Raw genomic sequence first — 20,423 nt, 5'->3', positions numbered from 1 at the left:
CCGCGGCCGAACGGTTTGTTGAAGAAGAAGTGGCCGGATTTCTCGAAGCCGGCGAGCGCGCCAAGCTCGTTGGTGCGGCGCTTCATGTAGGAATGGCCGGTCTTCCAATACGCGGTCTTGGCGCCTTGCTGCTGCAGCACCGGATCGGTGATGAACAGNCCGGTCGANTTCACGTCGACCACGAANTGCGCGTCCTTGTGGATCGCCGACATGTCGCGCGCCAGCATCACGCCGACCTTGTCGGCGAAGATCTCCTCGCCGGTGTTGTCGACCACGCCGCAGCGGTCGCCGTCGCCATCGAAGCCGAGGCCGACATCGGCCTTGTGCTGCAAGACCGCGTCGCGGATCGCGTGCAGCATCTCCATGTCTTCCGGGTTCGGATTGTATTTCGGAAAGGTGTGGTCGAGCTCGGTGTCGAGCGGGATCACCTCGCAGCCGATCGCCTCCAAGACCTGCGGCGCGAACGCGCCGGCGGTGCCGTTGCCGCAGGCCGCCACCACCTTGAGCTGGCGCTTAAGCTTCGGCCGGCTGGTGAGGTCGGCGATGTAGCGCGCCGGGAAATTCTCGTGGAACTGGTAGCCGCCGCCGGCCTTGCTGGTGAAGCTCGCGCCGAGCACGATCTCCTTCAGCCGCGTCATCTCGTCGGGCCCGAAGGTCAGCGGGCGGCTCGCGCCCATCTTGACGCCGGTCCAGCCATTGTCGTTGTGCGAGGCGGTCACCATCGCGACACAGGGCACGTCGAGGTCGAACTGCGCGAAATAGGCCATCGGCGTCACCGCGAGCCCGATGTCGTGCACCTTGCAGCCCGCGGCCATCAACCCGGAGATCAACGCGTATTTGATCGCGGCGGAATAGCCGCGGAAATCGTGGCCGGTCACGATCTCCTGCTTGACCCCGAGTTCCGCAATCAGCGCGCCGAGCCCCATGCCCAGCGCCTGCACGCCCATCAGATTGATTTCCTTGCCGAACAGCCAGCGCGCGTCATATTCGCGAAACCCGGTCGGCTTCACCATCGGCTCGGATTCGAAGGCATAGGTGTTCGGGAGGAGTACCGGTTTTGGTCTTGGAAACATGCAGTCGTCTTTCTAAGAGACAGTCAGTCGTTCGGGAGATCAAATCGGGACAGGATCATCGCGATCGCACGACGCGCTGAGCGCGACCCACGCGGTCCTTCATCGCGGAAATAGAAACGCCTCAGCTAGATCGCCGCGCCCGTCGTGCCGATGCCCAAGCCGACATCGAACAAGTCGCGCCGGTCTGACAGCGCCAAGCTGCGCAATTCGCCGAGCGTGCCGCGCGCGGCCGAGCAATGGCTGCATTTGACGATCGCGGAGGGCGGGGCGAGCTCACCATCGTCGATCACCACGCCGATGCTGTCGCATTCAATGCATACGAGCTGAAAACTCATTTTCGAAATTCAATCCACCCGGACGCTACAAATTGTCGACGAAGCAAGCCTCATGCCGGCAATGCATCGCTGTGCGGCCGAGGTTATCCGGACGATGGTGGCATTTCAATGTGACGTCTGTTTTAACCCTAAGCGGTCAGCGCAAACGCTCCGCGTTTGTCGCTAAGGCCGCAGCGCCGACGGCGGCTCCTGCGCACCGTCGGGGCGTATTCCCCTGAAGCGGTTGAGCGGGCCGCGCAGCAGCAATTCCGCGAAATGGCCGATGGCAATCCCGGAGAGCCCGCCGCCAGCCTTGACCAGCGCGTCGATGAGGCGGCCGTGCCGATCCGGCGTCAGCAGTTGCAGGGCTTCCAGCCCGAACGCGCTGCCAATGACGATTGCAACGATCAAGAGCAGCCGGTTGGGATAGGCCCGCACGAATGCAAATCCCATCAGCGCGAACGCTGTGAAATGCTCGAACTGGGGACCTGCGACGACAGGGCGGTCTTGAAGCGGGGAAAGCGTCGCGAAGGCGATGAAGGCGAGCACCAGCCAGGCGGCGCCCAGGGACAGTCGTTGATTCATGGGTTGTTGCTAAGCAAAAACGGGGCCGAGCTCAACCCACGCACGATCGTCGCCGCACGCATGGCAGCGCTATCAGTCGATATCGTTAACCCGGCGGCTGTTCAGCCGGTCCAAATCTGCTATCAAGCCGCGGAAATGAACAAAAAGTAACATGACACCGTTCATCTTGTTCATAGCCCGTTCACGCCGGTGGGTCTCATCTTAGCTAAGCTGCGACTCGCCATCGGAGGCCAAATTGCGCCTACTCGTCGTTGAGGATGATCCGGATCTCAATCGCCAGCTTACGACCGCGCTGACGGATGCCGGCTATGTGGTCGATCGTGCTTTCGACGGCGAGGAGGGGCACTATCTCGGCGACAGTGAGCCCTACGATGCCGTCGTCCTCGACATCGGCCTGCCGAAGATGGACGGCATCTCGGTGCTGGAAGCCTGGCGACGCAACGGCCGCGCCATGCCGGTCTTGATCCTGACCGCGCGCGACCGCTGGAGCGACAAGGTGCAAGGCTTCGACGCCGGCGCCGACGACTACGTCGCAAAGCCCTTTCATATGGAAGAGATCTTGGCGCGGATCCGGGCGCTGCTGCGCCGCTCCACTGGCCACGCCCAGTCCGAATTGACCTGCGGCCCGGTGACACTGGATACCCGCACCGGCCGCGTCAGCGTCTCCGGCAACCCGGTGAAGATGACCTCGCATGAATACCGGCTGCTGGCCTATCTGATGCACCACACCGGGCGCGTGGTATCGCGCACCGAGCTGGTCGAGCATCTCTACGACCAGGACTTCGACCGCGACTCCAATACCATCGAAGTGTTCGTCGGACGCATCCGCAAGAAACTCGACGTCGACATCATCCAGACCGTCCGCGGCCTCGGCTATCTGCTGACGCCGCCGCCGAACGGCGCGTAACCGCCCCGGCGCCGCTGGTCGCCGGGCTTACTTTTTGATCGCAGCATGATCTTATCCGAAATCCGGTGCCCACCCCGCATCAAGCGCGGGGCCAGCCTTTTCGGGATCATGCCCTGATGCGTGGAAGCTCGCTCGCCACCCGCCTGTTCCTGTCGGCGACCGCATGGCTGGTGGTGATCCTGGCGATCACCGGCTTCATCCTGTCCTCGGTGTATCGTGATGCGACGGAGCGCGCCTTCGACCGTCGCCTCAACCTCTATCTCCGCACCCTGATCGCCGAGGTCGCCACGCCTGACGAGCCGGCGGACCACCAGTTCCAGCTCGGCGAGCCGCTGTTCGAACTGCCGCTGTCCGGCTGGTACTGGCAGATCCTGCGCACCGACGTGGAAAAGGGCGAGACGCGCGCCTCGCGCTCGCTGTGGGACAAGAAGTTGCCGAAACTGGAGGATCAGGGCTTTGAGCTGACCGCCGCCGGCATTCGCATCGGCTATGTCGACGGCCCCGAAGGACAGACGCTGCGCATGGTCGAGCGTCCGGTCGATCTTGGCAGCGACGGCAGGTTCCTGGTCGGCGTCGCCGGCGACGCCAGCGAGATATTCGATGAGACGCGCAGCTTCGACTACTACCTCGGCGGCACCTTCGCCTCGCTTGGCATCGTGCTGTTGCTGACCACGATCTTCCAGGTCCGTTTCGGCCTGGCGCCGCTCAAGCGCATTTCGGAGGCGATCGCCGATATCCGCTCCGGCCGCGCCGAACGGCTTGAAGGCAAGTTTCCGGTGGAGATCGCGCCGCTCGCGCGCGAGACCAACGCGCTGATCGATGCCAACCGCGAGATCGTCGAGCGCGCGCGCACCCATGTCGGCAATCTCGCCCACGCGGTCAAGACGCCCTTGTCGGTGATCGTCAACGAGGCCGCGACGCATGCCCCCGATCCCTTTGCCGCCAAGGTGCTGGAGCAGGCCGAAGTTATGCGCGACCAGGTCACGCATCACCTGGAGCGCGCCCGCATCGCCGCGCGCGTCACCATCGTCGCCACCGTCACCGAAGTGGCACCGGTGCTCGAGGCACTGCGGCGAACCATGGAAAAGATCCACCGCGACCGCGACATCACCATCGAGCTGAAAGCCGACCCATCGGCGAAATTCCGCGGCGAGCGCCAGGACCTCGAGGAGATGGCCGGCAACCTCGTCGACAATGCCTGCAAATGGGCGGCCTCTCAGGTCTTCATCGAGGTCCTGGTCGAGCCGCCGGCGGAGCCGGGTGCCGGCCCGCGGCTGCATATTATCGTCGATGACGACGGGCGCGGCTTGTCGGCCGCCGAGCGCGCCCAGGTGTCGCGGCGCGGCCAGCGGCTCGACGAATCCAAGCCGGGCTCGGGACTCGGGCTTTCAATCGTCACCGATCTCGCCGGCCTCTACGGCGGCAGCCTGTCGCTCCGCAATGCGCCGATCGGCGGCCTGCGGGCGGAGCTGGAATTGCCGGGAGTCTGACAGCCGAGGGGCGCGGCGAGGGACGCCCGTGCATCATTTCCTAAACGCCTTCTTAACGCGCGCCCTCCTATCATGCCGAGCCGATGCGTCCTGCGTCGCCATCACGAGCATTCAATCACCCCAGGCCCATGAGCCAGACACCAACCGAGCGGCTGAGGGATTATCTCGCGCAGCTTCCGCCGCAATCGCAGGCGCTGCTGATGCGCGAGTTCGAGCGCGCAGTGGAGCGCGGCGAGGACGTCAGTGTCGCCACCCTGGTGCTTGAGCAGTTGCGCAAGATCGTGCGCCGGGCCGAGGAGGAGGAGACGCGCCCCCGGGGCGATGATCCGGCGCGCCTATTGTTCCGTCCGCTCGAGCCGTTCCTCGCCGAAGGCAATTTCCCGATCCGGCCGGGACAGGTCCGCCGCACCTCGCTGCTGCCGATATGGCAGTGGCTCGGCCGCGAGGGCGCGCCTGATGCGACCCGCGAATTCGAGACCGCGCTTGTGAAGGCGCACGACAGCGGTGCAACTTCGGCCGCCGAGGCCGCAGCCCGCAAATATCAGGTCGCCGCAGCGGAGGCGATCGTCAAGGTCGCGACGCCAGTGCCCGGTGATGACAAACAGCGGGCGCTGTCGCGCGTCGGCCCGCCCAATGTGGTCGAAGACCTGGTGTCGATCGGGCTGGTGCTGCGCGCGCGCGAGGCACTGGAGACGCTCGGCAGCCGGCTTCCGAGCCAACTCCGGATGTTCGGCGACACCCAGATCGCCTCTGTCACCGCCGCGCTCAACGTCCCCTCGCTGCAGACGCCGCAATTGCTACCCTTCGCGCTGTCGCTGGTGATGCAGCGCCTGGTCGCGCCCTGGCAGATCATCCGCCTCGCGATCAAGATGGCGGCTTCCGACGACGAGATCCGCGTCGCCGCCACGCCCTATGGTGTTGCCGTCACGATCGCCTTGCACGATCTCTCCTATCTCGCAGCCTGCCTGCGCAGCGATATCCGGCGCGGTCATCTCGACAATGTCGGGGATCAATTGAAGACGCTGCATGACGGTGTGCGCGGCCTGCGCACGGAGCTCGACCTGCGCAACGAATCCACCTGGGGCAAGCAATTGGCCTCGATCCGGGCCGATATCTCCAATTCAATGCAATCGGAGATCGACAGCGTTCCCGGCCGGGTCCGCCGCATCCTGCGCCAGCGCCCGGACAAGGATATCTCCGCCGCCGCCATGATCGACACGACCGAAGTCGAGGAGGTCGCCGCGCTCATCGACTTCGTCGCGGTGTGCCGCACCTATGCGAGCGAGCTCGCGATCAACGAGGTGACGCTGCGGACCTATTCCGACCTGCAGCAATATGTCGAGAAGTCGACGGAAGCGCTGGTGCAGTCCTTGCGCGCTGGTGACCACCGGGTGCGCGGCTATCGGCAGCAGCAGGCCAGCGCAGCGATCCGGTTCTGCGAGGTCCTGTTCGGCCATGACTACGCCTCGCTGATGAACCGCGCCGCGGAGAACGCGATGACCGGCGAGCGCAAGTCGTCCCGCGCTGGCTGATCGTCATTTTTACGGTTTTCCTTCTGCGATCCGATATCGGGGTCGCGCAATTCGGTTGCTCCCGCAATTTCTCCCTCCGGTTGGTTACGGAGGGCGGTTCCGATCCAGCAATTGTCAATTGCTCCGCTTCCCGCCGGTGGTGTAAAGCGGCACATCGGTACCAGCTTTCGGTGCCGTTCGCCCGGGAACTCGTTGATGACACTGTGGTTTGTGTTCGCGCTGATGACGGTCGCGGCGATCTTCGCCGTGCTTTGGCCGCTTGGTCGCGCGACGCCTGCGACATCAGGCGGCAGCGAGGCCAATGTCTACAAGGACCAACTCGCCGAGATCGAGCGCGATCTTGCTTCGGGCTTGATCGGGGCGTCGGAAGCCGAGGCGGCGCGGGTCGAGATCGGCCGACGCTTGCTTGCCGCCGTGGACGGCGAGGCTGCGGCGGCGCCAAAAGCCAACCTGCCGCTGCGGCGGTCGGCCGCCGTGGCGGCGCTGGTCGGACTGCCGGTGATGGCGGCGGCGTTCTATCTTGCGCTGGGCTCGCCACAGCTCGGCGATTTTCCGCTCGCCGCGCGCAGCCGCATGGCAGACGTCAATCAGCCGCTCGCCAATCTGGTGGCGCAGGTGGAGGCGCATCTCGAGAAGAATCCGACCGATGGCCGCGGCTGGAACGTGCTGGCGCCGGTGCTCTCCAGGCTCGGCCGTTACGACGACGCGGTGCGCGCCTATCGCAATTCGATCACCTATAACGGCGACAGTTCGGAGCGCCGCGCCGATCTTGGCGAGGCGCTGACCGGTGTGGCCGGAGGCGTCGTCACCGCGGAGGCCAAGGCCGAATTCGAGCGCGCCGTGGCGCAAAACGCCGACGATCCCAAGGCGAACTACTTCCTCGGGCTCGCCGCCGAGCAGGACGGCCGCAAGGACGACGCAGCCTCGATCTGGCGCGCGATGCTCGCCAAGGCGCCGGCGGATGCGCCGTGGCGATCGCTGGTGCAGGCCTCGCTGACGCGGGTCGGCGGCGGTGTCGTCGCGCCCGCGCTGTCAAACGAGACCATGGCCGCGGCCAAGGACATGAGCGCGGACGACCGCTCCGCGATGATCCGCGGCATGGTCGACCGGCTCGCCACGCGCCTGAAGCAGGACGGCAACGATGTCGAGGGATGGCTGCGGCTGGTGCGCGCCTATATGGTGATGGGCGAGCGCGACAAGGCGGTTGCAGCGCTCACCGATGCCCGCCAGGCGGTTGCCAATGACGCCGAACGCTTGCGCCAGCTCAATGAAGGCCTGAAGAATCTCGGGCTGGATGGATGACATGCGCACAGACAGGACCATAGGGAACCATGACGCGTAAGCAGCGGCGCTTGGTGATGATCGGCGGCTCGCTCGCGGTGCTCGCGGTGGCGGCCGCGCTGGTGCTCAGCGCCTTGCGCGATTCCATCGTGTTCTTCTCCACGCCCTCGATGGTTGCCGAAAAGCATATCTCCGCCGGGAAGCGGTTCCGCCTCGGCGGCCTGGTGCAGCCAGGCTCGCTCAAACGCGGCGACAACCTCGCGGTGACGTTTGAGGTCGCCGACGGCAGCGCCACGCTGCCGGTCGCCTACAAGGGAATCCTGCCGGACCTGTTCCGCGAAGGGCAGGGCGTCGTCGCCGAGGGCGCGCTGGATCAATCCGGTGTGTTCCGCGCCGACACCGTGCTCGCAAAGCATGACGAGACCTACATGCCCAAGGAGGTCGCCGACGCCCTGAAGAAGCAGGGCCACTGGAAGGACGATTACGGCAAGCCCAGCGCCTCGGCCGGGCCGCAGCCGGTGCAGGGGGCGATGCGTTGATCGCGGAAGCCGGACATTACGCGCTGGTGCTGGCGCTTGGGCTGGCGCTGATCCAGTCGATTGTGCCGATGCTCGGCGCGCGCTGGGGCGATGTCGCGCTGATGAACGTCGCGCGCTCCACCGCGCTCGCGCAGCTCTTGTTCGTGGGTGCCTCGTTCATTGCGCTGGTGATGCTGCACGTGACCTCGGATTTCTCCGTCGTCAACGTGTTCGAGAACTCGCACTCGATGAAGCCGCTGATCTACAAGATCACCGGCGTCTGGGGTAACCACGAGGGATCGATGCTGCTCTGGGTGTCGATCCTGGCGCTGTTCGGCGGCCTCGTCGCCGCCTTCGGCAACAACCTGCCGCTGACCCTGCGCGCGCATGTGCTCGCGGTGCAGGCCTGGATCGCAAGCGCCTTCTATCTCTTCATCCTGCTCACCTCGAATCCGTTCCTGCGCATCGCCAATCCGCCGATCGAGGGCAGGGATCTGAACCCGGTGCTGCAGGATATCGGCCTCGCCGTGCATCCGCCGATGCTCTATCTCGGCTATGTCGGCTTCTCGATCTCGTTCTCCTTCGCGGTCGCCGCCCTGATCGAGGGCCGCATCGATGCCGCCTGGGCGCGCTGGGTGCGGCCGTGGACGCTGCTGGCCTGGATCTTCCTTACGCTCGGCATCGCGATGGGCTCGTACTGGGCCTATTACGAGCTCGGTTGGGGCGGCTGGTGGTTCTGGGATCCCGTCGAGAACGCCTCGCTGATGCCCTGGCTCGCCGGCACGGCGCTGTTGCATTCGGCGGTCGTGATGGAGAAGCGCAACGCGCTGAAGGTCTGGACCATCCTGCTGTCGATCCTGACCTTCTCGCTGTCCTTGCTCGGTACCTTCGTGGTGCGCTCCGGCGTCCTGACTTCGGTGCACGCCTTTGCGACCGATCCGGCGCGCGGCGTGTTCATCCTGTTGATCCTCTGTCTCTTCATCGGCGGCAGCCTGTCGCTCTATGCGGCCCGGGCCGCATCGTTGAAGCAGGGCGGCCTGTTCGCGCCGATCTCGCGCGAGGGCGCGCTGGTGCTCAACAACCTGTTCCTCACCACGGCCTGCGCGACCGTGTTCATCGGCACGCTCTATCCGCTGGCGCTCGAGGTCCTGACCGGCGACAAGATCTCGGTCGGCGCGCCGTTCTTCAACCTGACCTTCGGGCCGCTGTTCGTGCCATTGATGATCGCCGTGCCGTTCGGCCCCTTGCTGGCCTGGAAGCGCGGCGACCTGCTTGGCGCCGCTCAGCGCCTGACCGCGGCCGGGATCGCTGCCCTGATCGCGATCGCGGTGCTGTGGGCCTGGACGCGTGGCGGTGCCAGCTTCGCGCCGCTCGCGATCGGGCTTGCGGTATTCGTCGTCGCTGGGGCGCTCACCGACCTCGCCGAGCGTCTCGGGCTGTTCCGGCTTCCGTTCGGCACCTCCGTGCAGCGGGCGCGCGGCCTGCCGCGGGCGGCGTGGGGCACGGCGTTCGCCCATGCCGGCGTCGGTATCGCCCTGATCGGGATCGTCTGCGAGACCACCTGGAACAGCGAATATATCGGCACCATGAAGCCGGGCGACTCCGCGAAAGTCGCCGGCTACGAATTGAAGCTCGACGATATCGGCCAGCGCCAGGGACCGAATTTCCGCGAGATGGTGGCGAGGTTCACGGTCGGCCTCGACGGCAAGACGCTCAGCGTCATGACGCCGTCGAAGCGCAATTTCACCACGCGCGGCGCGTCCACCACCGAGGCCGCGCTGCTGACGCGCGGGGTGAGCCAGCTCTATATCTCGCTCGGCGATATCGCCGCCGACGGCGGCATCGCGGTGCGCATCTATCACAAGCCCATGGTGCTCTTGATCTGGTTCGGCCCGGTGCTGATGGCCTTTGGCGGCTTCTTGTCGCTGTCCGACCGGCGCCTGCGCGTCGGTGCGCCCAAGCCGGCCAAGGCCGCGCGCGCATTGCAGGCGGCGGAGTGATGCGGAGGGCGCTTGCAGCTTGTGTGCTGGCGTTCGCCGTGTCGCTCGGCGCACCGGCGGCGTTCGCCGTGCAGCCTGACGAGATCATGGCGGATCCCGCCAAGGAAGCGCGGGCGCGGGAGCTGTCGCGCGAACTGCGCTGCATGGTGTGCCAGAACCAGTCGATCGACGATTCCGAGGCGCCGCTGGCGCGCGACCTGCGCATCCTGGTCCGCGAGCGGATCGCGGCCGGCGACAGCGATCGGCAGGTGATCGATTTCCTGGTGGCGCGCTACGGCGAATTCGTCCTGCTGAAGCCGCGCTTCAATCCGCATACGCTGCTGCTCTGGCTGGTCCCGCCGCTAGTCCTGGTCGGAGGCGGCGTGGCGCTTTGGCGGTTTGGCCGCCGCCGGCCAGTTGCCCCGGCGGGCGCCACAACCGGCGCCCATCTCACTCCTGAGGAGGAGAGCCGGCTGGCTGCGCTGATGTCGGAGGAAGCGCCGGAAAGGCGTGGCTAGCGCTTTTTTGGTTTCGACGCGTTTTCTTCACGCGAACCGGTACCCACTTCGCTCGAAAACGCTCTGATCTACGTACTGTTACGTAGGTCCATGCGCGTCGGCATCTGCCCGGACATTCATCCAATCTTGACCTTTTGTGTGGAACTTTGCCTCGCCCTTCCTCCAGAGCATGATCCGGAAAAGTGGGTACCGGTTGTCCGAGAGGATCACGTTCACAAAACGATAGAGCGTGATGATGCTTTGTCGTAACGCTCTTGAGCAAGCCGATGTTTTCCAACAGCAATCTGACTATCCGCTTCCTTGTCGCATCCGTTGTCATTGCGCTTCTGGTGCTGCTTGGGATCGGCGGCGGCACGGGCTTCATCGCCGTGCTCTACCTCAACAACGAGATCACGGCGCTTGCCGCTGAGTTCAAATCGCTGAGCGGCCCGGGCCGCGAGCACGCCATGCAGATCTATCAGGAAGCGCGGACGGCGTTCTCCTATTTCCTGATCGCCTGCGGTGCGATCGCCGTGATCGCGCTTACGGTCTGCGTCACGACCTATCTCGCGGTTCGGAACGGCGTCATGCGGCCGCTGGCTGCCATGGTGCATGCGATGCGCGAGGTGGCAGAGCAGAGGTATGAGACGCCGATTCCGGGTCTCGGCAGGAGCAATGAAATCGGGCTGCTCGCCGGCGCGCTCGAAGTGTTCAAGACCAACGGGATCGAACGCCAGCGGCTGACCGACCAGGAACTGCGCGACGCCCACAACCAGCGCGAGCGGACTCGCTATCTCGACGAGAAGATCCGCGACTTCAACGGCCTCGTCGCCAATGTCGTCGGCAGCGTTGCCGCATCGGCCGTCCGCCTCAGGGGCAACGCCGAAACGCTGTCGCGCGCCGCCAACGAGACCAGCCAGAAGGCAAGCGCGGTTGCCAGCGCAGCCGGCCAGGCCAGCACCAGCGTCCAGACGGTGGCGACATCAGCGGAGCAGATGACGACCTCGATCGCGGCGATCAGCCAGCGCGTCACCGACGCCACCCAGCGTGCCGAAGGGGCGGTGGCGCAGGCGCGCCAGAGCGCCGACACCATCCACGCGCTCTCGGACGCTGCCGAGAAGATCGGGGCCGTCGTGCAGTTGATCCAGACGGTTGCCTCGCAGACCAACCTGTTGGCGCTCAACGCCACCATCGAAGCGGCGCGGGCCGGCGAGGCCGGCAAGGGATTTGCGGTGGTCGCCTCCGAGGTGAAGAATCTGGCCAGCCAGACCAGCAAGGCGACCGAGGAGATCTCGCAGCAGGTCACGAGCATCCAGGCGATCACGGCGGAAACCCGCGGCGCCATCGACGGGATCTCGAACACGATCGCCGAAATCAGCTCGATCATGTCGGGCATCGACGTCGACACCGCACGCCAGCGCAACGCCACCCAGGACATCTCCAGGAGCGTCCAGGACGCGGCGAGGGGAACCATGGACGTCACCAACCACATCGTCCAGATCACCACCACCTCGTCCGACACCGGCCGCATGGCCGGCGAGGCCAAGGATTCCGCGGTCGACCTGTCGCAGCAGGCCGACATCCTCAAGCGCGAGGTCGAGGGTTTCATTGCCAGCGTCAGGGCAGTCTGACGGCTCGCGATTTTGCAAACTGGAACCTTTGGGCGAGACTTGCCGCGAACTCCTGCAGCTCGCGGCTAACCCATTGGCGGAGCTGCGATATTCTGCCGCACCCGGCCTCGTCTCTATTACAAAAGTTTAATTCCGCAGCCAGCGCGCCGTAAGGCTGACGCCCCCATGTTTAGACACGTCCGGTGCTTGCCCCCGCACCTTTCGAGTTCTGGCTCTTGGAGATTTTTAGAATGACCGAACGACCCACCGATCTTTCGTCTTTGCCGTCTTACCGCGCGCCGCGGCGTTCGCTGTTCTCGGCCCGCAGATTTGCGTTGATGGCTTCGGTCGTCGCCGGCCTCGGCGTCGCCGGCTATGGTTTGAGCCCGCAGCACACGCCGAGCGATCTGTTCGCCAGCCCGGCGCAGGCGCAGGTCAACAACGAGGTCCGCAAGGTTCAGCAGCCGGTCGGCTTTGCCGATATTGTCGAGCGCGTGAAGCCGTCGGTGATTTCGGTCAAGGTCAATATCGGCGAGAAGCTCGCCAAGGACGACAGCAACGAGGACTCGCCGTTCCCGCCGGGCTCGCCGATGGAGCGTTTCTTCCGTCGCTTCGGTGGACAGGATGGGCTCCCCCCGGGCATGCGCGGCGGACCGCGTGGCCGTGGCATCGTGACCGGCCAGGGTTCGGGTTTCTTCATTTCGGCTGACGGCTTTGCGGTGACCAACAACCACGTCGTTGACGGCGCCGACAAGGTCGAGGTCACGACCGATGACGGCAAGACCTATTCGGCCAAGGTGATCGGCACCGATCCGCGTACCGACCTCGCGCTAGTCAAGGTCGAGGGTGGTTCCAACTTCCCGTTCGCCAAGCTGTCCGACACCAAGCCGCGGATCGGCGACTGGGTGCTGGCGGTCGGCAACCCCTTCGGGCTCGGCGGCACGGTTACCGCCGGTATCGTCTCGGCCTCCGGCCGCGACATCGGCAACGGCCCGTATGACGATTTCATCCAGATCGACGCGCCCGTGAACAAGGGCAACTCCGGTGGCCCGGCGTTCGACGTGTCCGGTGAGGTGATGGGCGTCAACACCGCGATCTACTCGCCCTCCGGCGGCAGCGTCGGCATCGCCTTCTCGATCCCGGCCGCGACGGTGAAGAGCGTCGTCGCCCAGCTCAAGGACAAGGGCACGGTCAGCCGCGGCTGGATCGGCGTCCAGATCCAGCCGGTGACCTCCGACATCGCCGACAGCCTCGGCATGAAGAAGGCCGAAGGCGCGCTGGTGGCGGAGCCCCAGGCCAACGGTCCGGCGGCCAAGGCCGGCATCGAATCCGGCGACGTCATCACCGCCGTCAACGGCGAAACGGTCAAGGATGCGCGCGAGCTCGCCCGCACCATCGGCGGCCTGGCGCCCGGCAATGCGGTGAAGCTCAACGTCCTGCACAAGGGCCAGGAGAAGACCGTCAACCTCACGCTCGGCCAGTTGCCGAACACGGTCGAGGCCAAGGCCGATAACGACAACAGCGATCGCGGCTCTTCCTCCCGGGGCACCGACGTGCCGAAGCTCGGCCTGACGGTGGCCCCCGCCAACAGCGTGGCCGGCGCCGGCAAGGACGGCGTCGTCGTGACCGAGGTCGACCCGAAGAGCGCCGCGGCCGAGCGCGGCTTCAAGGAAGGCGACGTCATTCTTGAAGTCGCCGGCAAGAACGTCACCAGCGCCGGTGATGTGCGTGATGCGATCACCTCCGCACGGAACGACAACAAGAACAGCGTTTTGATGCGTGTAAAGAGCGGCGGTTCGTCGCGCTTTGTGGCAGTCCCGCTGGCGAAGGGTTAAATACGAGATGGAAGGCGTCGCCGGCAATCGTCGCCCCCGCCGACGGCCCTTCCTGGGGAGCGAGCCTCAATGCTCGCCCCCTCTTGCTACCTTCCGGTGGAATGCGCCCCCCTCCGTCGGAAGGCCTAGGGCGGTGAAGTCCCCCAGCTTCACCGCCCACTCTTTCCCCTCCAGCATGATCCGGAAAAGCGGAAGCCGGTTTTCCGGAAGGATCATGCAAATCAACGCGAACGCGCGCGGCCGTCTTGCATGTGCAGGGCGGCCGCGCCATGCTGAGAGGAAACCAATCCCGTGACCGCCACCGCACCTTTAGCCGCACCCCAGATGCGCCTCCTGATCATCGAAGACGATCGCGAATCCGCCGACTATCTCGTCAAGGCGTTCCGCGAAGTCGGCTATATCGCCGACCTCGCCGACGACGGCGAGGAAGGTCTGTCGATGGCCGAGAGCGGCGACTATGACGTCCTCGTCGTCGACCGCATGCTGCCGAAGCGGGACGGCCTGTCCCTGATCGGAACACTGCGCGAAAAGGGGAACCGCACGCCGGTGTTGATCCTCTCCGCGCTCGGTCAGGTCGACGACCGCATCAAGGGCCTGCGCGCCGGCGGCGACGACTACCTGCCGAAACCCTATTCATTCGCCGAACTGCTGGCGCGCGTCGAAGTTCTGTCGCGCCGCAATGTCGGCCCGGCGGAGGAGACGGTCTATCGGGTCGGCGATCTCGAGCTCGACCGCCTGTCGCACCGCGTCGCCCGCGGCAAGGACGAGCTGACGCTGCAGCCGCGCGAATTCCGCCTGCTCGAATATCTGATGAAGCATGCAGGGCAGGTGGTGACGCGCACCATGCTGCTCGAGAATGTCTGGGACTATCACTTCGATCCGCAGACCAACGTCATCGACGTGCACATCTCGCGCCTGCGCTCCAAGATCGACAAGGGCTTCGAGCGGCCCTTGCTGCACACGATCCGCGGGGCAGGGTACATGATCCGCGACGGGATACGGTAGCTGAGTCCGAAAGACGTAGCTGCATCGGTGCATGGGAGCATCGGATAGCAACGCGCAACAGCAACATCTTGGGTAGCATCATCCGTGACGGCATTCGGTAAACTGATCCGCACCACGGCGTTCCGGCTGACGCTGGTCTATCTGTTTTTGTTTGCGCTGTTCGCAGCGTCGCTGCTCGGCTATTTCGCCTGGAATACGCGCCGCCTGATCACCGAGCAGATCACCTCCACGGTCAATGCCGAGGTCGGCGAAGTCACCGAGATCTACAACCGGCGTGGCCTGCGCGGCCTTGTGTTCACCATCGGCAACCGGGCGCTGCGGCCGGGCGCCAACCTCTACCTCGTGACCGCACCGAACGGGCAGGCGATCGCCGGCAATGTCGGCTCGCTGGCGCCGGGGGTGATGGGAATGCAGGGTTGGACCGAGACGGCCTATCGGCGGCTCGACGACAATGACAACACCGATCACCGCGCGCTGGTGCGGGTCACCGAGATGACCAATGGCTTCCGGCTCTTGATCGGGCGCGACCTCGAGGAGCGGCGGCGGCTGTTCGGCATCGTTGCCAAAGCCGCGCAATGGTCGATCCTGGTCGTGGTCGTGCTCGGCATTGGCGGCGGCATCTTCGTCGCGCGGCGGGTGTTGCAGCGGATCGATGCCATGACCGGCACCGCCCAGCGCATCATGGCCGGCGATCTATCCGACCGCCTGCCGGTCGGCCGCAGCGGCGACGAGCTCGATCGTCTCGCCGAGAACCTCAACGCCATGCTGGAGCGCATCGAGGCGCTGATGACGGGGCTGAAGGAGGTCTCCGACAACATCGCCCACGACCTCAAGACCCCGCTGACGCGCCTTCGCAACCGCGCCGAGGAGGCATTGGCGCGCGCCAGGAGCGAGGCCGATTACCGGGCGGCGCTGGAGCGCACCATCGAGGAATCCGATGGCCTGATCCGTACCTTCAATGCACTCTTGATGATCGCGCGGGCTGAGTCCGGTCAGGCGCGCGGCAACATGGATGATTTCGACGCGGCCGACGTTGCCGCCGGCATCCATGAGCTCTACGAGCCGCTCGCCGAGGACGACGGCATGAGCCTGCATGTGAAGACCGCGCCCAGCGCGATGCACGGCAACCGTGAATTGATCAGCCAGGCGCTCGCCAACCTCGTCGAGAACGCGATCAAATATGGCAAGCCGGTGGTGCAGCCGATCGACCCGGAGGCGGCCGCCGCAGCCAAGGAGATCCTGATCGAGGCGCGGCGCGAGTCCGACTCCGTGCTGCTCAGCGTCACCGATCATGGTCCGGGCATTCCCGAGGCCGATCGCAAGCACGCGGTGGAACGATTCGTCCGGCTCGAGGCGAGCCGCACGCTGCCGGGTTCCGGGCTTGGGCTCAGCCTCGCCGCGGCGGTCGCGACACTGCACGGCGGCGAGCTCAGGCTCGGCGACGCCCATCCCGGGCTGGTTGCGACGCTGGTGCTGCCGGCGCGTGCCGGCGCGGCTGACAGGCTTGCGGCCCAAACGCAGGATGTGCCACAGAAGGCGGCATGAACGCTTCCGCGCCGGGCTCCGCGGGACATCGTCTGGCCGCGCGGTTCGCGGACGGACCGTATGTGTCCGCGCCCATCCAAGCCGAACAGCGCCTGACAGACTGGCTCGCCGAACTCGAGCCGGCGCAATCGGCCGCGCTCGATGAACTGCTCGGCTATCCCTTCGCCAAGCGCATCCTGCTCGGCATTGCGGAATGCTCGCCGTTCCTGTTCGAGCTCGTGCGCGCCGATCCGGCGCGGCTGATCCGGTTGCTCTCCTGCGACCCGGAGCCGCATCTGGCCGACCTGATCGACAAGACGTCGCACGACGTGTTCGCCGCCTCAGGCGAGGCCGAAGTGATGCAACTGCTCCGCCGCATGAAGGCGGAGGCGGCGCTCCTGATCGCGCTTTGCGACATTGGCGGCGTGTGGCCGGTCACACGGGTCACCGCCGCGCTGACCGACCTTGCGGTCGCGTCCGTGCAGTCGGCGCTGCGCTACCTGCTGCGCCAGGAGATGGCGCGCGGCCGCCTCCATGCGCCCGACCCCGACCGTCCCGAAGAGGGCAGCGGGCTGATCGTGCTCGCGATGGGCAAGATGGGCGCGGGCGAGCTGAACTATTCCAGCGATATCGATCTCATCGTCTTCTACGATCCGGCTGCGACCTCGCTGGCCGAGGATATCGAACCGCAGCCGTTCTTCGTCCGCGTCACCCAGTCGATGGCGCGCATGCTGCAGCAGCGCTCCGGCGACGGCTATGTGTTCCGCGTCGACCTGCGGCTGAGGCCCGATCCGGCGTCGACGCAGGTCGCGATCTCGACCGATTCGGCGCTGAACTATTACGCGCGGGAAGGGCGGACCTGGGAACGCGCCGCGATGATCAAGGCGCGCCCCTGCGCCGGCGACAGCAGGGCGGGCGAGGTGCTGCTTGCGGAAATCGCCCCCTTCGTCTGGCGCAAGCATCTGGACTTCGCCGCGCTTGCCGATGTCCACGACATGAAGCGGCAGATGCAGACCTACCGCGGCCAGAGCGAGATCTCGGTCGAGGGCCACAACGTCAAGGTCGGCCGCGGCGGCATCCGCGAGATCGAGTTCTTCGCCCAGACCCAGCAGTTGATCGCGGGCGGGCGGCATCCGGAATTACGGGTGCGGCCGACGCTCGAGGCGCTCGCGATGCTGGCCTCCAGCAACTGGATCACCTTTGAGGCGCGTGACGAGCTCACCGCGGCCTATCAGTTCCTGCGCCGCGTCGAGCATCGTCTGCAGATGATCGCCGACGAGCAGACGCACACGCTGCCGGAAGATCCCGCGGCGATCGAGCGCTTTGCTCATTTCCTCGGCTATACGAGCAGGGCCACCTTTGCGATGGAATTGCTCGCGCATCTCAACATTGTGCAGGGCCATTACGCCAAGCTGTTCGAGGGCGACGAGCCGACCGGCACGGCAAAGTTGCCGAAGTTGAACTACGGCGCCGGCCCCGAAGACCAGCGGCTGCTCGAGCATCTCGTGAGTCTCGGCTTCGAGAAGCCGGTCGCGGTCGCAAAGACCGTGCAGCAATGGATCGAAGGCGACTATCGCGCGCTGCGCGTGGAGGCGACGCGCAATGCTTTCCTCGAGTTCATTCCGGGCCTGATCGACGGCCTTGCGCATGCCGAGGAGCCGGACGCTGCGGTTGTGGCGTTCGATCGTTTCCTCGGGGCGCTGCAGCGGGGCGGGCGGCTGATCACGCTGCTGAGCCAGAACCGCGATCTGGTCGCGCTGGTGGCGCTGATCCTCGGCGCCGCGCCGCGGCTCGGCGACATGCTGGCGCGGCAGCCGCAGATCATGGACGGGCTGATCGATCCGCGCTTCTTCGGCGCGATGCCGGACCAGCGCGAATTGTCGGAGCGGCTCGCGATCACGCTCAAGGACGCCGGCTCCTACGAAGACTTCCTCGATCGCCTGCGGCTGTTCGGCCAGGAAAGCCTGTTCCTGATCGGCACGCGGATCCTCTCCGGCACGGTGTCGGCGCAGCAGGCGAGCGTCGCCTTCGCCGACGTCGCGGAAGGGATCGTGCACACCGTGCATGGCCTTGTCACCGACCAGTTCGCCACGCAATACGGCCGCATCAACGACCAGGAGACCGCGATTGTCGCCATGGGCCGGCTCGGCAGCCGCGAGATGACGGCGTCCTCCGACCTCGACCTGATCCTGCTCTACGACTACGACCACGAACACCCGGACTCCGACGGCGACCGCGCGCTGCACGGCGCGCAGTATTTTGCCCGCCTCACCCAGCGCCTGATCTCCGCCTTCACGACACGAACCAATTACGGCGTGCTCTACGAGGTCGACATGCGGCTACGCCCATCGGGCCGCGCCGGTCCACTGGCATCACGGCTCGATTCCTTCGCCGAATATCAGGAGCGCGAGGCCTGGACCTGGGAGCACATGGCGCTGACGCGGGCGCGCGTGATCTCGTCATCGCCGGCGTTCCGCGAGAAGATCGAAGACATCATCCGCCGCGTGCTGACGCGCAAGCGCGATGCGGGCAAAACCGCCAACGACGTCGTCGAGATGCGGCGCGCGATCGCGCTCGAGAAGGGCGAGGACGACATCTGGGACCTGAAGCTCGCCGCCGGCGGCCTCATCGACATCGATTTCATCGCGCAATATCTGCAACTCGTGCACGCCGCCGAGAAGCCGGACATTCTCAGCGTCTCCACATTGCAGGTGCTCGACAACGCCGCAAAGCTCGGCGTGCTCGGCCAGTCGGAAGCCGAAGTGCTGCGCTCGGCCGCGCGGCTCTATCACGACCTCACGCAGATCCTGCGCCTTTGCGTGATTGGCAAATTCAATCCCGAAACTGCCGGTGACGATCTGCTACGCGTGATGGCGCGCGCAGGCGACACGCCGGATTTCTCCGCCCTCGAAGCCGGCGTGCGCGAGACGCAGAGCGAAGTCCGCCGCGTGTTCAACGCGATCGTCGGCGGACGTTAGGCGCGGCGCCGATCGCTACAAATTCGGTGTCGTCCCGGGCTTGACCCGGGACCCATAACCACAGGCGTTTGCAATGTGCTCCGCCGCAACCGCTTGCGCGCGCCACAACGCGATCCTGTGGTTATGGGTCCCGGCGTTCGCCGGGACGACAGCGCCGTAGCGTGGGCAAAGCGACGCGTGCCCACCATTCAGTGTTGCACTCGTGGAGAGATGGTGGGCACGGCGCTGGCGCGCCTTTGCCCACCCTACGACTGCGCGGCCTACGCCTTCTTCAACTTCTTGAGCGCCTCGTGGACGTACGGATCAAGCCCAGCGCCGCCGGCGTCGAGATGGGCGAAGATCGCCTTCCGCATCCGCGGGTCCCAGAACTTCTTGATATGCTCGGCAATGCCCGGCACCGCGCGCTCATGCCCCTGGTTCTGGAAGAACTTGCCGATCTGGTTGGCCATGTAAATTAGTCGGTCAGGCGACATGGATGGCTTTCCTGCTATCGGCGTGGGGAACGATCCGCTCCGCATGTGTGAACACTTCGAACCCGTCGGCGCGTGCGATCGCCGCGAGCGTGATGCCGGCGGCGTCGGCCATGCGCACAGCAAGCGCTGTCGGCGCGGACACCGCGACCATCAGCGGCGCGCCGATGGTTGCCGTCTTCTGCACCATCTCGACCGAGACGCGGCTCGTCAACAGCACCATGCCGTCGCTGGTAGGTACTTTGGCCTGCGCCAGCGCACCGGCAAGCTTGTCGAGCGCATTGTGACGGCCGACATCCTCGCGCAGCGCGACAATGCCGCGCGCCGGCGTCCAGAACGCCGCGGCATGCACTGCGCGTGTCCTGAGGTTGATCGCCTGCAGCGGGGCGATCGCGGCCATCGCGGCCATGATCTCGCGCGGCGAGAAACTGCGGCCCTTCGGCACGATTGCCGCCGGACGAACCGCTTCGGCGATCGAGTCGATGCCGCAGAGGCCGCAGCCGGTCGGGCCCGCGATATGCCGCCGCCGCTCATTGATCAGCGCGGCCTTTTCGGGCGCCAGCCACATCCGCAGCTCGATGCCGTCGTCGAGCTCGATGACGTCGAGCGTCTCGATCTCCTCGGCGGATTGAACAACGCCTTCGCTGAGGCTGAAGCCCACGGCAAAATCGCGCAGGTCCTGCGGCGTGCCCATCATCACGGCGTAGGTGCCGCCATTATAGGTCAGCGCCAGCGCCGTCTCCTCGGGGATCTGGCGCGTGCCTTCGCTGAGGCTGCCGTCGCGCCAGACCTGCCGCTTCGCGCTGGTGACGGGATCGTGCATCC

The 20,423-nt window shown here is 65.8% G+C and carries 17 protein-coding genes; 12 read left to right on the top strand and 5 right to left on the bottom strand.

Annotated elements, in window-relative coordinates:
- The 3 genes from YY7_RS0139470 to YY7_RS54325 all read right to left on the bottom strand — a co-directional run.
- The coding region (locus tag YY7_RS0139470) for a phosphoglucomutase (protein ID WP_028167984.1) at positions 1–1,073 on the bottom strand (1,073 nt) is incomplete at its 3' end.
- Between the two features lie 125 nt (positions 1,074–1,198).
- Positions 1,199–1,408, bottom strand: a complete 210-nt coding sequence (locus tag YY7_RS0139465; RefSeq protein WP_028167983.1) for a hypothetical protein — start codon at positions 1,406–1,408, stop codon at positions 1,199–1,201.
- 162 nt (positions 1,409–1,570) lie between these two features.
- Positions 1,571–1,972 carry a hypothetical protein gene (locus YY7_RS54325; protein WP_063623432.1) on the bottom strand — a complete coding sequence of 134 codons (402 nt, stop codon included), beginning with the start codon at positions 1,970–1,972 and terminating at the stop codon, positions 1,571–1,573.
- A gap of 235 nt (positions 1,973–2,207) precedes the next feature.
- Here YY7_RS54325 and YY7_RS0139455 point away from each other — a divergent pair, with 235 nt between their 5' ends.
- From YY7_RS0139455 to YY7_RS0139395, 12 genes are all read left to right on the top strand, one after another.
- Positions 2,208–2,879 (top strand): response regulator transcription factor, encoded by a 672-nt coding sequence (locus YY7_RS0139455; RefSeq protein WP_028167982.1) that lies wholly within the window; start codon positions 2,208–2,210, stop codon positions 2,877–2,879.
- Positions 2,880–2,995: 116 nt separating this feature from the next.
- Positions 2,996–4,369, top strand: coding sequence for a sensor histidine kinase (locus YY7_RS0139450; RefSeq protein ID WP_028167981.1), 1,374 nt, complete (start codon positions 2,996–2,998; stop codon positions 4,367–4,369).
- Between the two features lie 128 nt (positions 4,370–4,497).
- Entirely contained in the window at positions 4,498–5,901 is a 1,404-nt protein-coding gene (locus YY7_RS0139445) for a hypothetical protein (RefSeq protein ID WP_028167980.1), read from the top strand.
- Between the two features lie 195 nt (positions 5,902–6,096).
- Complete coding sequence (ccmI, locus tag YY7_RS0139440; protein WP_028167979.1) at positions 6,097–7,203, top strand: c-type cytochrome biogenesis protein CcmI; 1,107 nt, start codon at positions 6,097–6,099, stop codon at positions 7,201–7,203.
- 29 nt (positions 7,204–7,232) lie between these two features.
- Complete coding sequence (gene ccmE / locus YY7_RS0139435) at positions 7,233–7,721, top strand: cytochrome c maturation protein CcmE (protein WP_028167978.1); 489 nt, start codon at positions 7,233–7,235, stop codon at positions 7,719–7,721.
- Positions 7,718–9,700: a heme lyase CcmF/NrfE family subunit gene (locus YY7_RS0139430; protein ID WP_028167977.1), complete on the top strand. Its 1,983-nt coding sequence runs from the start codon at positions 7,718–7,720 to the stop codon at positions 9,698–9,700. Before ccmE ends, YY7_RS0139430 begins: the two co-directional genes overlap by 4 nt.
- Positions 9,700–10,197, top strand: a complete 498-nt coding sequence (locus YY7_RS0139425; RefSeq protein WP_028167976.1) for a cytochrome c-type biogenesis protein — start codon at positions 9,700–9,702, stop codon at positions 10,195–10,197. The genes YY7_RS0139430 and YY7_RS0139425 overlap by 1 nt, the downstream gene beginning before the upstream one ends.
- Before the next feature lie 266 nt (positions 10,198–10,463).
- Positions 10,464–11,807 (top strand): methyl-accepting chemotaxis protein, encoded by a 1,344-nt coding sequence (locus YY7_RS0139420; RefSeq protein ID WP_028167975.1) that lies wholly within the window; start codon positions 10,464–10,466, stop codon positions 11,805–11,807.
- Positions 11,808–12,037: 230 nt separating this feature from the next.
- The gene (locus YY7_RS0139415; protein ID WP_028167974.1) at positions 12,038–13,621 is read left to right on the top strand and encodes a Do family serine endopeptidase; all 1,584 of its coding nucleotides are present in this window, start codon (positions 12,038–12,040) and stop codon (positions 13,619–13,621) included.
- A 324-nt stretch (positions 13,622–13,945) separates the two neighbouring features.
- On the top strand, positions 13,946–14,626 hold the full coding sequence (locus YY7_RS0139405; RefSeq protein ID WP_027581499.1) for a response regulator transcription factor: 681 nt from the start codon (positions 13,946–13,948) through the stop codon (positions 14,624–14,626).
- A gap of 84 nt (positions 14,627–14,710) precedes the next feature.
- On the top strand, positions 14,711–16,171 hold the full coding sequence (locus tag YY7_RS0139400; protein ID WP_028167973.1) for an ATP-binding protein: 1,461 nt from the start codon (positions 14,711–14,713) through the stop codon (positions 16,169–16,171).
- A complete protein-coding gene (locus tag YY7_RS0139395) occupies positions 16,168–19,128 on the top strand; it encodes a bifunctional [glutamine synthetase] adenylyltransferase/[glutamine synthetase]-adenylyl-L-tyrosine phosphorylase (protein WP_028167972.1) in 2,961 nt (986 codons plus the stop codon). The genes YY7_RS0139400 and YY7_RS0139395 overlap by 4 nt, the downstream gene beginning before the upstream one ends.
- Before the next feature lie 260 nt (positions 19,129–19,388).
- On the opposite strand, the gene YY7_RS0139390 is transcribed toward YY7_RS0139395, so the two are convergent.
- Positions 19,389–19,601 (bottom strand): formate dehydrogenase subunit delta, encoded by a 213-nt coding sequence (locus tag YY7_RS0139390; protein ID WP_028167971.1) that lies wholly within the window; start codon positions 19,599–19,601, stop codon positions 19,389–19,391.
- Complete coding sequence (gene fdhD, locus YY7_RS0139385; RefSeq protein ID WP_028167970.1) at positions 19,591–20,421, bottom strand: formate dehydrogenase accessory sulfurtransferase FdhD; 831 nt, start codon at positions 20,419–20,421, stop codon at positions 19,591–19,593. Before fdhD ends, YY7_RS0139390 begins: the two co-directional genes overlap by 11 nt.
- Positions 20,422–20,423 lie beyond the last annotated feature (2 nt).

Source organism: Bradyrhizobium elkanii WSM2783, from assembly GCF_000472865.1.
Lineage (GTDB): Bacteria > Pseudomonadota > Alphaproteobacteria > Rhizobiales > Xanthobacteraceae > Bradyrhizobium > Bradyrhizobium elkanii_A.
This window is presented reverse-complemented; position numbering and strand designations above follow the sequence as displayed.